We start from the raw sequence: 13,639 nt of genomic DNA on the forward strand, positions 1-13,639 counted from the left end.
GTCTAAGGGGACGGCTCCGCTCCACCCGAACCCAGCCCGCTCCGCAAGACATCATGTGGACAACCGGTGGACACCCCCGTACCGCCCGGAGGCGTCCGGAGTCCTCCGGGGAGGGGCAAAGAGGGGCGGGGAGGGGCGGGTGGAGGTGGGGATAACCCCCGGCCCAGGAGATGCATCACCCCCATGGCACCACCCGCCCCGCGTTCGGGAAGCTTGGACCTCTAGAGCGAGAGGGAGGGTGGATCCTGATGAAGCCCCTGACCCGGCACGCCGTGGCGGCCGTCAAGGAGCAGGACGCGCGGACGGAGCGCGGCCCGCTGTACGGCGCCCGGATGTGGCGACAGGCCGGGCAGTTGATGCTGAACCTGCCGCTGGGCATCGGCGGGTTCGTCTTCACCGCGGTGATGCTGTCGGTCGGCCTCGGGCTGTCCGTGACGGTGATCGGACTGCCGCTGCTGGCCGCCGGGCTGGCCGGCTGCCGCGGTCTGGGCGCGCTGGCCCGGCGCCGGGCGCGGTCGGCGCACGGTTCGGCGATCAGCGAGCCGGAGCCGGTGGTCCGGCGCCGCCCGGGCGTCACCGGCTTCGCCATCGCCAACCTGACCGACCTGCTCAACTGGCGCTCGGCGCTGTACAACGTGCTGCTGCTGCCGTGGGGCGTGCTGAGCTTCGCCGTCACCCTGGTCAGCATCGTCGTGCTGTGGCCGGTGCTGCCCTGGGTGATCCGCGCCGAGGCGGCGGTGGACCGGATCCTGGTCGAGGCGCTGCTGTTCCCCGGCGCCCTGTCCGAGCGGGTGCGCGAGCTGGAGGAGGACCGCGGCACGGTGGTCGACACCGCCGCCGCCGACCTGCGCCGGATCGAGCGCGACCTGCACGACGGCGCCCAGGCCCGCCTGGTCGCGCTGGCGATGGACCTCGGCATGGCCAAGGAACGACTGCGCGAGGTGGAGACCCCGGCGGACATGGCCGCCGCGGCGTCGATGGTCGACAACGCGCACGGCGAGGTGAAGCTGGCCCTGAAGGAGCTGCGCGACCTGGCCCGCGGCATCCACCCGGCGGTGCTCACCGACCGCGGCCTGGACGCGGCGCTGTCCTCGGTGGCCGCCCGCTGCACCGTTCCCGGCGGGGTCCGGGTGAACGTCGAGCTGCGCGGCCCCGACGGCGTGGCCGAGCGCCCGGACTCGGCGGTCGAGGGCATCGCCTACTTCACGGTCAGCGAGCTGCTGACGAACGTCTCCAAGCACTCCGGCGCGCGGAGCGCCTCGGTGGAGGTCTGGCGCTCGGACGACCAGCTGATGCTGCTGGTCCAGGACGACGGCCGGGGCGGCGCGGCCGCCTACCCGGGTGGCGGCCTGGCCGGGCTGGCCGAGCGGGTCCAGGCCGTGGACGGGGTGTTCCTGGTGGAGAGCCCGGAGGGCGGCCCGACCACCGTCACCGTCGAGCTGCCCTGGCGGACCCGGGCCGCCCGCCACTGAGCGCCCGGGCACACGAAGGCGCCGGCGCCCCGCCGAGGCAGTGACGGGGCGCCGGCGCCGCTCCGGTGCGGCGCGGCCGGACCGCGGAACCCTTGCGCGGTCGTGCGGCCCGGCCGATGGCCGTACCGGGGTCCGGGAGGCCGTACGGCCCTAGGAGGTCGCCCCCAGCGTGCCGAGCGTGACGTCGGCGGTCTGCGACGTGCCGTCCCGGGTGTACGTCACGGTGACCTTGGTGCCCGGCGTGAGCGAGGCGAGGGCCGTGGTGAGGGCGTTCAGCGAGTCGACCGGGGTGTCGCCGATCTTGGTGATGACGTCGCCCGGCTGGAGCCCGGCCGCAGCGGCCGGCCCGCCCGGGGTGACCGAGACGATGGCCGCGCCGGCCGGCTGGAACTGCTGGTCGAAGCTGGTCCGGGCGGTGATGCCGAGCGCGGCCCGGCCGGAGTTGGTGACCTTGCCCTGCTTGATCAGCTGGTCGGCGATGCTGGTGATGGTGGACGCCGGGATCGCGAAGCCGATGCCGGGGGCGGCGGCGCCGTTGCTCTGCGGTTCGGTGGCCGCGAGCGTGTTGATGCCGATCACCTGGCTGTTCAGGTTGGCCAGCGCGCCGCCGCTGTTGCCCGGATTGATCGCGGCCGAGGTCTGCACCATGTTGGCGATCGTGGCGCCCGGCGATCCGCCGCCGCTGGGCTCGGAGACGGTCCGCCCGGTGGCCGAGACGATGCCCTGGGTGACGCTGCTGGCGAGCCCCAGCGGACTGCCCATGGCGAGTGTGATCTGGCCCAGCTGGACCTTGCCCGAGTCCCCGAAGGTGGCGGGCCTGAGGCCGCTCGGCGGGCTGCTCAGCTTGATCACCGCGAGGTCGGAGTCGGGGTAGCTGCCGACTAGGCCGGCGTCCAGGGACTTGGTGCTGTTGGCCAGGGTGACGGTGAAGGTGGTGGCGGTCCCGACCACGTGGGCGTTGGTGACGATGTCGCCCTTGTCGTCGTAGACGATCCCCGAGCCGAGGCTGTCGCCGGTGGTGATCTGCACCACGGACGGCAGGACGTCGACGATGACCTTCTGGTAGGCGTCCTGGAGCTGGTTACCGCTCGTGGGCAGGGCCGAGGGCCCCGACGCGGCCGGTGACGAGGCCGCGGAGGAGGAGGCCGGGGCCGAGGACGGGGACTTGGCCGAGGAGGAGGAACTGGCCGACGACGACGAACCGCTGCTGCACCCGGTCAGCGCCAGCGCGGCGGCTGTCAGGACGGCGACCGCGCCGGGGGCGCGCAGCCACCCGCGGAACGCCTTGGGGCCGGTCGGCCGCGGACCGGCCGGGAGGGGGCGGTTGTGTTCCTTCTTTCGGCTCACCTTGGCTGCCTCCGATTCGTCACCAGGCCGAGAGCACAGAAATCTTTGTCAGCATTTCACCGATTTGTCCGAATCGCTGGCTGGACTCGCCCGGCCACACCGGCCAAAACGGGACGGCCTAGGATCGGAGGCATGACCTGGTTGATCACTGGCGGTGCCGGATACATCGGCGGGCACGTGGTCCGTCAGCTGCTCGACGCGGGCGAGAGCGTGGCCGTCCTGGACGACCTCAGCACCGGCGACCCGGGCCGGCTGCCGGCCGACGTCGCGCTCGTCAAGGGCTCCACGCTGGACCGCGCCGTCGTGTCCGCGGCCATCCGCGAGCACGCGGTGACGGGGATCCTGCACTTCGCCGCGAAGAAGCAGGTGGGCGAGTCGGTCGAGCGCCCGTTCCTCTACTACCGCGAGAACATGCTCGGTCTGCAGACCGTCCTGGAGGCCGCCGCCGACGAGGGCGTGCGGCGCTTCCTGTTCTCCTCCTCGGCCGCCGTCTACGGCATGCCGGACGTCGACCTGGTCACCGAGGCCACCCCCTGCGCGCCGATGAACCCGTACGGCGAGACCAAGCTGGCCGGCGAGTGGCTGGTCGCCGCAGCCGGACGGGCGCACGGCATGTCGACGATCTCGCTGCGGTACTTCAACGTGGCCGGTTCCGGCGCGCCGGAGCTGGCCGACACCGGGGTCTTCAACCTCGTCCCGATGGTCTTCGAGCGCCTCACCACCGGCCGGGCGCCGCGCGTCTTCGGCGCGGACTACCCCACCCCGGACGGCACCTGCGTGCGCGACTACATCCACGTGGCCGACGTCGCGTCGGCCCACGTCGCGGCCGCCCGCCGGCTCGCCGCCGACCCGCCGGGCGACACCGCACTGGTGCTCAACATCGGCCGCGGCGAGGGCGTCAGCGTCCGCGAGATGCTCGCCCTGATCGGCGAGGTCACCGGCCACGACACCACCCCGGAGGTGACCCCGCGCCGCCCCGGTGACCCGGCCCGGGTGGTGGCCTCCGCCGACCTGATCGGCCGCGAACTGGGCTGGCACGCCCGGTACGACGTCACCGAGATGGTCGCCTCCGCGTGGGAGGGCTGGTGCCACCACCACCCGGAGGCCCGCGACAAGCGCCGGCGCCGTGACCGGATGGGCCCACGGCACTAGCGGGCGGGCACCGCCGTGCCGTAGAAGGCGTCCAGCGCGTACACGCAGCGGTCCTTGGAGCCGACGAACACCCGGCCGCCGACCGCCACCGGTGAGCCGGTCAGCTCGCCCTTGGTGCCGAGCTCCCAGCGCAGCTGACCGCTCGCCAGGTCCACCGTGTGCAGCGAGTGGTCCCGGCTGCCGAGGTGGACCAGGCCGTCCGCGACCGCCGGGGAGCCGACGATCTCGCCGCGTGCGGCGTAGCGCCAGCGCTCCCGGCCGGTGGCCGCCTCGAACGCGTACAGCACCTCGCCGCTGCCGACCAGCACCATGCCCTCGCCGACCACGACCGGCTCGGCGCCCTGGCGGCCGCCCGTGGCACCGCGCCAGCGGTCCCGGCCGGTGGCCGCGTCGAGCGCGTACACGGTGCCCAGGTAGTCGGCGACGTAGACGGCGTCCGCGTCCAGCGCGGGCGGGGTGAAGAGCACCACCGGCGCCTCGAAGCGCCACCGCTCGACGCCGCTCGCCGCGTCCAGGGCGTACACCCGGGTGCCGGCCGTCACGTACAGCACGCCGCCGCGCTCGACGGGGTGCGACGGGACGTCCTCACCGACCGGGAAGGACCAGCGCAGGCCCGCGCCGCGCGGGTCGACGCAGCGCAGCCGCCCGGCGCCGTAGTAGTACGCGGCGCCGGCCACCAGGACGGGACCGGACTGCGGGTTCTCGTAGTCCTGCTGGGCGTCGTCGGCGCGCCACAGCTCGGCGCCGGTGGCGGCCGAGCGCAGCTGGACGCCGCCGCCGCGCACGCCGCAGCACAGCACGCCGTCGGCGGCGGACAGCGAGTAGACCCAGCCGTCCAGCGAGGTGCGCCAGCGCTCGGTGCCGTCCGCGACGTCCACGGTGTACAGGTGCGGGCCGTCGGCCGCGTGCACCCGTCCGGCGTCCACGGCGAGCGCCCAGGCCACGTCCCGGGTCTTGTAACGGCGCTGGCCGGAGGCGATGTCCAGCGCGTGCACCTCGAAGCTGGAGACGAACAGGGTGCCGTCGGCGACCACCGGGGTGCCCCAGACGTCGTTGGACATCCGGAACCGCCAGGGCCGCCAGCGCGGCGCCGGGGGCTGGACGGGCGCCGGGAGGGGCGTCCGGGCCGGCGGCGGGGTCGCCCGGCGCACCCACTCGGTCTCGGCCGGCGTGGCGCCGGGGCCGGTCTGCTCGTGCTCGGCCCGCGGACCGGGGCCTATCCGCACCGACGCGCCGGGCAGCCGCACCTCGGCGCCGCCGCCGTCGGTGGGCGCCCGGTGCTTGTTGGGCGAGCGGATCTTCTCGGTGGCGATCTCGGCCTCCGACGCCTGGCCCGGCCGGACGTGCACCGGACCGAGCGGCGGCGGGGCGTGGCCGCCCGGGTGCTGGGTGCGCGGGTCCTCGACCCCGGGACGCTGCGTCGGCACGCTCTGGTGCGGGACGGGCGCCGGCGGCTCGACCGGGTGCAGCGGCCCGGCGCCCTGCGGGGCCACCGGCGGGGCCACCGGCGGCGCGGGAGGTGCGGGCGGCGCGGCGGGCTGGCGCCGGCCGCGCTTGCGCTCGATCAGCTCCAGCGCGTTGGCCGGGAGCCAGTCCCCGGCCTCGCCGGAGGCGTCGTCCCGGGAGAACAGGTGCGGCGCCAGTTCGGCCTGGATCTGCGCCGGGGTGGGCCGGTGCTCGGGCGAGGTCCGCATGCAGGCGCGGACCAGGTCCATCAGCTCGACCGGCATCCCCGAGTAGTCGGGCTGTTCGCGCAGGAGCTGGAACACCGTCTCGACCGGGTTCGAGCCGCGGAAGGGCGGGTGCCCGGTGGCGCAGAAGACCATCAGCGAGCCGAGCGAGAAGACGTCGCTGGCGCCCCGGACGGTCCGGCTGTCGCGGGCCTGCTCGGGCGACATGTAGGCGGGGGTGCCGACCGCGACGTTGGTCATGGTGAGCCGGGTGCTGGAGACCCCGGCGGCGATGCCGAAGTCGATCACCTTCGGGCCGTCCTCGACCACCAGGACGTTCGAGGGCTTCAGGTCGCGGTGGATCAGCCCGGCCGCGTGGATGGACTGCAGCGCCTCGGCGATGCCGGCGACCAGCCACCGGGTGGCGTCCACCGGCAACGGGCCGCACTCCTCGACCAGGTCCTCCAGGGAGGGCGCCGGGATGTAGGCGGTCGCCAGCCAGGGCACGCGCGCGTCGGCGTCGGCGTCCACGACGGCCGCCGTGTAGAAGCCGCCGACCGTCTTGGCCGCGGCGATCTCCCGCGCGAAGCGGACCCGGAACAGCTCGTCCTCGGCCAGCTCCCCCCGGACGGTCTTGATGGCCACGCGCCGGCCGGAGGCGGAGCGTGCCAGGTAGACCAGGCCCATCCCGCCCGCGCCGAGCCGCCCCAGCACCTCGAAGGGCCCGATCCGCCTCGGATCGTGCGCCGTCAGCTGGTCCACTCCGCTGCCACCTCCCCGTCCAGGCACCCGCCGCGTGGTGCCGGACCCGATTCTCCATGGCCGCCCGGCCCATCTCCAACCTCCCCCGCCCAGGAGCGCCAGGGGTCGCGCGGACGGCACCGCCAGGTCAGTGGTCGCGGAACGGCCGAATTCTGACGCCCGCTCCGGCGGAGGCTTGCGCCCGGGCCGTCCGACGCGCTCATCGACCACATGTCGTCCACGCCGGATTTCCGTCACGCTCTGTCACCCGACCACCCCTCAGCGGACTCGCCGTCACGCTGTGAGATCGAAAGCACACGGGGGGGCTACATCGAGACGCGGTGAATATCCGTCCGAAGTGGTTCATGCCCCTATAGGAACCCCCGGGCGGAGTAATAGTCGCATCACCGAATCGCGCCAAGATCGTGCCACGGTAAGCTGACGGCATGACAGGACAAGTTCGCACCGTCGACGGTCGCGTCGCCGGGCGACGCGGACAGGAGACGCGGCAGAAGCTGCTCGACTGCCTCCGCGAGATGCTCAGCACGTCGCCCTATCGGGACGTCAAGGTCATCGACGTCGCCCGTATGGCGGGTACCTCCCCCGCGACCTTCTACCAGTACTTCCCGGATGTCGAGGGCGCTGTCCTCGAAATCGCCGAGGAAATGGCCAAGGACGCCGACACCCTCAAAGAGCTGGTGGCCGGAAAGTCCTGGGCAGGGAAGTCCGGACCGACCACTTCGGAAGAACTGGTCGACGGATTCCTCGCCTTCTGGCGCAAGAACGACGCCATTCTCCGAGTGGTCACGCTCGGTGCCGCCGAAGGGGACAAGCGGTTCTTCAAGATCCGCATGACCGTCCTCAACGCGGTCGCCAAGCCGCTCGCGGATGCCGTCAGGGAACTCCAGGCGAAGGGACAGGCCGACAAGTCACTCGATCCGAACGCCGTCTCCGGGGCCCTGGTCTCGCTGCTCGCCTCGGCGGCCGAGCACCAGAAGGCCTTCACCTCCTGGGGCGTCAAGGTCAAGGACCTCAAGCCCAACCTCGCTCCCCTGGTGTACCTGGGCGTCACCGGCAAGAAGGCGCCCAAGTAGACCATCCGCTCATCCGACCATCCGCCCGCGCGCAGCCCCGGCCTCCTGTCCGGGGAACGACGGACGGCGGCCGTGTCCTCGGGGGAGGTCCGCCGACGTACCGCAGCGCGCCAGGGCCAGACATGCCGGTGGGCGGGCACCCCTCACACAGGGTGCCCGCCCACCGGCATGTTCCGCGTCAGGTGTCGGGACGGTGTCGGAGCCGCCTCAGGGACAGCGGACCACCTGGCCGGCGTAGGCCAGGCCACCGCCGAAGCCGAACAGCAGGACCGGGTCGCCGGGCGACAGTTCGCCGCGCTCGACCAGCTTGGAGAAGGCCAGCGGGATGGACGCGGCCGAGGTGTTGCCGGACTCCACGACGTCCCTGGCCACCACCGCGTCGGCGACGCCCAGTTTGTTGGCGATCGCGTCGATGATCCGCAGGTTCGCCTGGTGCGGCACGAAGCCCTTCAGCTCGGACGGGTCGATCCCGGCCCGCTCGCAGGCCTGCCGGGCGAGCGGGGCGAGCTGGGTGGTGGCCCAGCGGAAGACCGACTGGCCCTGCTGACTGATCACCGGGTCCCAGCCGGTGATCACCACGGCGTCGCCCTTCTCCGGCTCGGAGCCCCAGACGACCGGGCCGATGCCCGGCTCGGCGCCGTCCTCCTGGGCCTCGACGACCGCGGCGCCGGCGCCGTCGCCGAAGATCACGCAGGTCGAGCGGTCGGTCCAGTCGAGGGTGTCGGACATCCGCTCGGCGCCGATCACCAGCGCCCGGCGGGCCGCACCGGCCCGGATCGCGTGGTCGGCGGTGGCCAGCGCGTACGAGAAGCCGGAGCAGACCGTGTTGATGTCGTAGGCGGCGGGCGCCCGGACGCCGATCCGGGCGGCCACGGCGGCGGCCGTGTTGGGGCTGCGCTCGACGGCGGTGCAGGTGGCGACCACGACGAGGTCGATCTCGTCGGCGGTGCGGCCGCTGCGGGCCAGCGCCTTCTGGGCCGCCTCGGTGGCCATGTCGACGAGGGTCTCGCCCTCGGCGATGTGCCGGGTCCTGATCCCCACCCGGGCACGGATCCACTCGTCGGTCGTGTCGACGAGCGTCGCCAGGTCGTCGTTGGAGAGGACCTTGGGGGGCTGGTAGTGACCGAGTGCCACGATGCGCGAACCGCTCATGCTGCCATGCAACCGGGTTACCCGCTGGTCAGCCGGGCACCATCGGCTACAGGATCCGCCCCCGTGAACTGTAGGTAGCCGACAAGGGGCGTTGCGGCGCTTGGGGTTCCGCTTGGCCCGCGGCCGGACCGCCCGGTCCGGGGTCAGGCCGCCAGCGAGGTCGCGTCGCCCATCACGATGACCGGATGGGCGGCCGGATCCAGGGTGCGGATGAGCTGCGCCATCTTGTCCTCGGGGATGGAGACGCAGCCGTGGGTGGGGCCGTCGTGGTCGACGTGGAGCCAGATGCCGCCGCCCTTGGACTTGCCGTCGGGACGGCGCGGGTCGAGCGGGGAGGAGCCGGGGACCCGGTTGTAGTTGATCGCCACGACGTAGTCGAAGGAGCCGGCCAGCTGGTCGCCGAAGAAACCCGTCCCGGAGACCACGAAGCTCGGGTCCTTGTCGTACGGGAGCTTGCTGCCGGGGTCGGCGTTGCGGCCACCGGCGTCGGTCAGGGAGAAGACACCGATCGGGCTGCGCAGGTCGCCCTCGTTGTGGTTGGTGGTCCAGCCGTTCTTGCCGTTGTGGCCCTGCCAGGTCTCGCCGGGCAGCCAGCGGCCCTCCGGGGTCCGGGTCCACAGCGTGACGCTGTTCCTGTCGGTGTCCTTGCCCTGGCCGGTGGCCACCACGACCTGGTTGGTCTGCGCGGGTATCCGGGCCGTGAAGGACGCGCCGAGGCCGGGTATCGCGGCCACCGAGCCGTCGTCGCGGGTCTCGCTCCGGCCGGCGACGGCGGCCTGGTTCTGCCGGTCCGCGGCGGCCTGGGCGGCGGCGGCCGGAACGGGCCGGTCGGGCGTGCTGACGCCCTCCGGGCCGGGGCCGTCGGCGGTGGTGACGCCGGGCTTGGCGGTGTCCTGGCCGACGGTGTACCAGCCCGCGGCGGCCGCGACCAGCAGCGCGGTGCCGGCCATCACGGCCTTGCCGTGGCGCTTCTTCTTCGCCTTGCGGCGGCGGCCCCGGGCGGCCGTCCTGGCGCCCACGGCGGGGGTGGCGGCGGCCTGCGGCGCGTGCTCGGACAGGTAGACCGGCTCGGGCTCGTACAGCGACTCCGGCTCGTACAACGGCTCCGGCTCGTACAACGGCTCGGGCTCGTACAACGGCTCGGGCTCGTACAGCGGCTCGGGAGCCCCGAAGGCCTCCGGTGCCTGCGCGTACGGCTGGAACGATTCGCCGTACGCGGCGGAGTACCCGTCAGCGGGCTGCGCGTACGGCTGGTACTGGCCGTAGGGGGCCTCGTGGACCGGCTCCCGGTACGGCTCGTAGGAGCCGTACGACGGCTCGTGCGGCTGCTGCGGCACGCCGTGCGCCGGCTCCTGCATCGGCTCGTACGACGGGTACGCGGTGACGCGATGTGAACCGGACATGGGGCCGATCCTGCCAAACGGCGTACCCGTTGGTAAACCCGGGGCGTTGTACGGGAGCCGTGAAGACGCCCGTCCCCCGGGCCGGCGGTGCGGCCCGGGGGACGGGAACGTGCAGGTGGGACCGCGGCGGACGCGGCTCAGAGGCGCATCGCCTGCGGGGTCTCTCGGCGCGTCAGATCGGGGCCCTCGTACTCGCGGATGACCTCGTAGCGGGTGTTGCGCTCGACCGGGCGGAAGCCGGCGTCGCGGATCAGGCCGAGCAGGTCGTCGCGGCCGAGCTTGTTCGGCGTGCCGAAGTTGTCCGCGTCGTGGGTGATCTTGTACTCGACCACCGAGCCGTCCATGTCGTCCGCGCCGTGGCTGAGCGCCAGCTGGGCGGTGGTGACGCCGTGCATGACCCAGAAGACCTTGACGTGCGGGACGTTGTCGAAGAGCAGCCGGGACACGGCGAAGGTCTTCAGCGCCTCGGCGCCGGTGGCCATCTCGGTGCGCGCCATCAGGCGGTTGCGCACGACGCCGTCCTTGGAGTCGTGGAAGTCGTGCTGGTAGCGCAGCGGGATGAAGACCTGGAACCCGCCGGTCTCGTCCTGCAGCTCGCGCAGCCGCAGCACGTGGTCGACGCGGTGGCGGGGCTCCTCGATGTGGCCGTACAGCATGGTGCAGGGCGTCTTGAGGCCCTTGGCGTGCGCCAGCCGGTGGATCCGCGACCAGTCCTCCCAGTGGGTGTCGTGGTCGACGATGTGCTGGCGGACCTCCCAGTCGAAGATCTCCGCGCCGCCGCCGGTCAGCGACTCCAGGCCGGCGTCGATCAGCTCGTCGAGGATCTCGTCCGCGGACAGGCCGCTGATCTTCTCGAACCAGTGGATCTCGGTGGCGGTGAAGGCCTTCAGCGAGACGTTCGGCAGGGCCGCCTTCAGCTCCCGCAGCGAGCGCGGGTAGTAGCGCCAGGGCAGGGTCGGGTGCAGGCCGTTGACGATGTGCAGCTCGGTGAGGGACTCGACCTCCATCGCCTTGGCGAGGCGGACGGCCTCCTCGATGCGCATCGTGTACGCGTCCTTCTCGCCCGGCTTGCGCTGGAACGAGCAGTAGGCGCAGGACGCGCTGCACACGTTGGTCATGTTGAGGTGGCGGTTGACGTTGAAGTGGACCACGTCGCCGTTCTTCCGCGTCCGCACGTGGTGCGCCAGGCCGCCCAGCCAGGCCAGGTCGTCGCTCTCGTAGAGCGCGATCCCGTCCTCGCGGGTCAGCCGCTCACCCGCGTAGACCTTCGCCTCCAGCTCGCGCTTGAGCCCTGCGTCCATGCGGTGACCCGCCTCCTCCGACTTCGATTCCTTGCCGGAACGAGCGTACGCCTATGCCGAGAGCAGCTCCGCGAGCAGTGCCGGTTCGATGTTCCCGCCGCTCACGACGGCTGCGACCGACCGGCCGCCGGTCTGCCCGGCGCGGTGGAAGTACGCGGCCGGGGCGACCGCGCCGGAGGGCTCGGCGACGAGGCGGCCGCGGCGGGCGAGCAGCGCGACGGTGGCCCGGATCTCGTCCTCCGTGACGGTCACGATGTCGTCCACGTAGGCGGTCAGGTGCTCGTACGGGAGCACCCCGACGGACGGGGTGCGCAGGCCGTCCGCGACGGTGCGGTAGGTGTCGGCGACCGGCCACTCGACCCGGCGGCCGGAGCGCAGGCTCTCCCGCGCGTCCGCCGCGAGCTCCGGCTCGACACCGATCACCCGGATCTCCGGACGGGTGAGCTTGAGCGCGGCCGCCGTCCCGCCGATCAGGCCGCCGCCGCTGACCGGCACCAGGACCGTGTCCAGCCCGGCCGGGGCGTCCTCGGCGATCTCCAGGCCGACCGTGCCCTGGCCCGCGATGATGTACGGGTCGTCGTACGGCGGCACCCACACGTAGCCGTGCCGCTCGGCCAGTTCGCCGGGCAGGGTGTCCCGCTCCCCCGGCGACACGAGGATCACCTCGGCGCCGTACCCCCGGGTTGCCTCCACCTTGACGGCGGGCGAGGTGTCCGGCATGACGATGACGGCCTTGATCCCCAGCAGACCGGCCGCGTACGCGACCGCCTGCGCGTGGTTGCCGCTCGACTGCGCGACCACCCCGCGGGCCCGCTCGTCGCCGGTGAGCGCGGCCAGCCGGTTGTAGGCGCCGCGGGTCTTGAAGGCACCGGTCGGCTGGAGGTTCTCCGGCTTCAGCCAGAGGCGGCGCTCGCCCTCGGCCGCCCACGGGGCGGGGACCAGCGGGGTGCGCACCGCGACCCCCGCGATCCGCTCCCGGGCCGCGCGCAGCTCCTCCAGACCGACCAGTGCCATGACGTCACTCTCCTTCGGGAGGGAGATCGCTCACCCGGTTCTCCCACTTGGTGGAGAGTACGACGGTGGTGCGGGTGCGGGCCACGCCCTTCGTGCCCGAGATCCGCTTCACCACCGACTCCAGGCCGGCCACGTCGGCCACCCGGACCTTGAGCATGTAGGAGTCGTCACCCGCGATGAACCAGCAGTCCTCGACCTCGTTGAGGTCCTTCAGCCGGAACGCGACGTCCTCGTGGTCGGCCGCGTCGGTCAGCTGGAGACCGATCAGGGCCGTGACGCCGAAGCCGAGCGAGGCCGGGTTGACCGTCGCGCGGTAGCCGGTGATGACACCGGCCTGCTCCAGGCGGTTGATGCGGTCCGTGACGCTCGGGCCGGAGAGTCCGACCAGCCGGCCCAGCTCGGCGTAGGACGCACGGCCGTTCTCCCGGAGCGCCTGGATGAGCTGTCTGTCCACCGTGTCCATATACCGTCCGCGTCCTTCCGAACCTCACCAGACCCACAGATCATTATCCGGATTCAAAGGCGCCGTGCAGGGACCAACCCGGATATCGCAGAGAACATACTCTCCCGGCTCCGGCTTCCTCACTCCCCCTCAGCCACCGCCGGTGCGCCGCCGCCGCTCTGACGCGCCGCCGCGCCCAACTCCCCTTCCCAGCGCAGGTACAGGGAATGCGGCACGCCGACGGCGTCCAGCACCCGGCCGGCGACGAAATCGACGAGTTCGCGCACGGTGGAGCCGCCCGCGTAGAAACCGGGCGACGCGGGGAGCACGACCGCACCCTGCGCGTCCAGTTCCACCAGGTGCTTCAACGTCACCCCGTTGAGTGGCGTCTCGCGTACGCACACGACCAGCGGGCGGCGCTCCTTGAGGGTGACGCTCGCCACCCGCTGGAGCAGGTCCTTGCTCAGGCCGAGCGCGATCCCGGCCACCGCGCCGGTGGTCGCGGGGACGACCAGCATGCCCTTGGCCGGGTACGAGCCGCTGGACGGCCCGGCCGCGAAGTCCCCCGCGGACCAGAAGCGGACGTCGTCCAGGCCCTCGTCCCCGCCCAGCCACTCGGCGAGGTCGGTGCGCCAGTGGGCGTCCCGGAAGGAGATGCCGGTCTCGTCCAGGATGGTGAGCCGGGCGGCCCGGCTGACGATCAGGTCGACGGACTCCCCGGCCGCGAGCAGCGCACGGATCACGGACGCGGCGTACGGCGTCCCGGAGGCACCCGAGACCCCGACCACCCACGGTTGACGCTTCACTGTTCCCATGGGCCATTTCTATCCGGCCCCACCCGACGTGGCCGC

11 protein-coding genes are annotated in these 13,639 nt (G+C 72.8%); 3 read left to right on the forward strand and 8 right to left on the reverse strand.

Annotated features, from left to right (window positions below; translation table 11 throughout):
• Window positions 1–332 precede the first annotated feature (332 nt).
• Window positions 333–1,472, forward strand: a complete 1,140-nt coding sequence (locus AB0C76_RS16215; RefSeq protein ID WP_359965177.1) for a sensor domain-containing protein — start codon at window positions 333–335, stop codon at window positions 1,470–1,472.
• Window positions 1,473–1,622: 150 nt separating this feature from the next.
• On the opposite strand, the gene AB0C76_RS16220 is transcribed toward AB0C76_RS16215, so the two are convergent.
• Window positions 1,623–2,741, reverse strand: coding sequence for a trypsin-like peptidase domain-containing protein (locus AB0C76_RS16220; protein WP_359965179.1), 1,119 nt, complete (start codon window positions 2,739–2,741; stop codon window positions 1,623–1,625).
• A gap of 210 nt (window positions 2,742–2,951) precedes the next feature.
• On the opposite strand from AB0C76_RS16220, the gene galE reads away from it, so the two are divergent.
• On the forward strand, window positions 2,952–3,971 hold the full coding sequence (gene galE, locus AB0C76_RS16225; protein ID WP_359964988.1) for a UDP-glucose 4-epimerase GalE: 1,020 nt from the start codon (window positions 2,952–2,954) through the stop codon (window positions 3,969–3,971).
• Here galE and AB0C76_RS16230 read toward each other — a convergent pair.
• Entirely contained in the window at window positions 3,968–6,403 is a 2,436-nt protein-coding gene (locus AB0C76_RS16230) for a PQQ-binding-like beta-propeller repeat protein (RefSeq protein WP_359964990.1), read from the reverse strand. The two genes, galE and AB0C76_RS16230, sit on opposite strands and share 4 nt — an antisense overlap.
• A gap of 425 nt (window positions 6,404–6,828) precedes the next feature.
• On the opposite strand from AB0C76_RS16230, the gene AB0C76_RS16235 reads away from it, so the two are divergent.
• Complete coding sequence (locus tag AB0C76_RS16235) at window positions 6,829–7,476, forward strand: TetR family transcriptional regulator (RefSeq protein WP_359964992.1); 648 nt, start codon at window positions 6,829–6,831, stop codon at window positions 7,474–7,476.
• A gap of 207 nt (window positions 7,477–7,683) precedes the next feature.
• On the opposite strand, the gene AB0C76_RS16240 is transcribed toward AB0C76_RS16235, so the two are convergent.
• The 6 genes from AB0C76_RS16240 to AB0C76_RS16265 all read right to left on the reverse strand — a co-directional run bounded on the left by AB0C76_RS16240 (window position 7,684) and on the right by AB0C76_RS16265 (window position 13,603).
• Complete coding sequence (locus tag AB0C76_RS16240) at window positions 7,684–8,628, reverse strand: beta-ketoacyl-ACP synthase III (protein ID WP_359964994.1); 945 nt, start codon at window positions 8,626–8,628, stop codon at window positions 7,684–7,686.
• Between the two features lie 143 nt (window positions 8,629–8,771).
• Complete coding sequence (locus AB0C76_RS16245) at window positions 8,772–10,031, reverse strand: L,D-transpeptidase family protein (protein ID WP_359964996.1); 1,260 nt, start codon at window positions 10,029–10,031, stop codon at window positions 8,772–8,774.
• A gap of 137 nt (window positions 10,032–10,168) precedes the next feature.
• Complete coding sequence (gene mqnE / locus AB0C76_RS16250) at window positions 10,169–11,332, reverse strand: aminofutalosine synthase MqnE (protein ID WP_359964998.1); 1,164 nt, start codon at window positions 11,330–11,332, stop codon at window positions 10,169–10,171.
• Between the two features lie 51 nt (window positions 11,333–11,383).
• Window positions 11,384–12,346, reverse strand: coding sequence for a threonine/serine dehydratase (locus AB0C76_RS16255; protein WP_359965000.1), 963 nt, complete (start codon window positions 12,344–12,346; stop codon window positions 11,384–11,386).
• 4 nt (window positions 12,347–12,350) lie between these two features.
• Complete coding sequence (locus AB0C76_RS16260) at window positions 12,351–12,809, reverse strand: Lrp/AsnC family transcriptional regulator (protein ID WP_329930404.1); 459 nt, start codon at window positions 12,807–12,809, stop codon at window positions 12,351–12,353.
• A 119-nt stretch (window positions 12,810–12,928) separates the two neighbouring features.
• Window positions 12,929–13,603, reverse strand: a complete 675-nt coding sequence (locus AB0C76_RS16265) for a UbiX family flavin prenyltransferase (protein WP_359965002.1) — start codon at window positions 13,601–13,603, stop codon at window positions 12,929–12,931.
• Window positions 13,604–13,639 lie beyond the last annotated feature (36 nt).

The sequence above is a fragment of the Kitasatospora sp. NPDC048722 genome (assembly GCF_040650235.1).
Lineage (GTDB): Bacteria > Actinomycetota > Actinomycetes > Streptomycetales > Streptomycetaceae > Kitasatospora.

Excerpts from the sequence above, each read along its gene's own strand:
- AB0C76_RS16215 (WP_359965177.1), top strand. The coding sequence starts at position 333 with ATGTGGCGACAGGCCGGGCAGTTGATGCTGAACCTGCCGCTGGGCATC.
- galE (WP_359964988.1), top strand. The coding sequence starts at position 2,952 with ATGACCTGGTTGATCACTGGCGGTGCCGGATACATCGGCGGGCACGTG.
- AB0C76_RS16235 (WP_359964992.1), top strand. The coding sequence starts at position 6,829 with ATGACAGGACAAGTTCGCACCGTCGACGGTCGCGTCGCCGGGCGACGC.
- AB0C76_RS16240 (WP_359964994.1), bottom strand. The coding sequence starts at position 8,628 with ATGAGCGGTTCGCGCATCGTGGCACTCGGTCACTACCAGCCCCCCAAG.
- AB0C76_RS16245 (WP_359964996.1), bottom strand. The coding sequence starts at position 10,031 with ATGTCCGGTTCACATCGCGTCACCGCGTACCCGTCGTACGAGCCGATG.
- mqnE (WP_359964998.1), bottom strand. The coding sequence starts at position 11,332 with ATGGACGCAGGGCTCAAGCGCGAGCTGGAGGCGAAGGTCTACGCGGGT.
- AB0C76_RS16255 (WP_359965000.1), bottom strand. The coding sequence starts at position 12,346 with ATGGCACTGGTCGGTCTGGAGGAGCTGCGCGCGGCCCGGGAGCGGATC.
- AB0C76_RS16260 (WP_329930404.1), bottom strand. The coding sequence starts at position 12,809 with ATGGACACGGTGGACAGACAGCTCATCCAGGCGCTCCGGGAGAACGGC.
- AB0C76_RS16265 (WP_359965002.1), bottom strand. The coding sequence starts at position 13,603 with ATGGGAACAGTGAAGCGTCAACCGTGGGTGGTCGGGGTCTCGGGTGCC.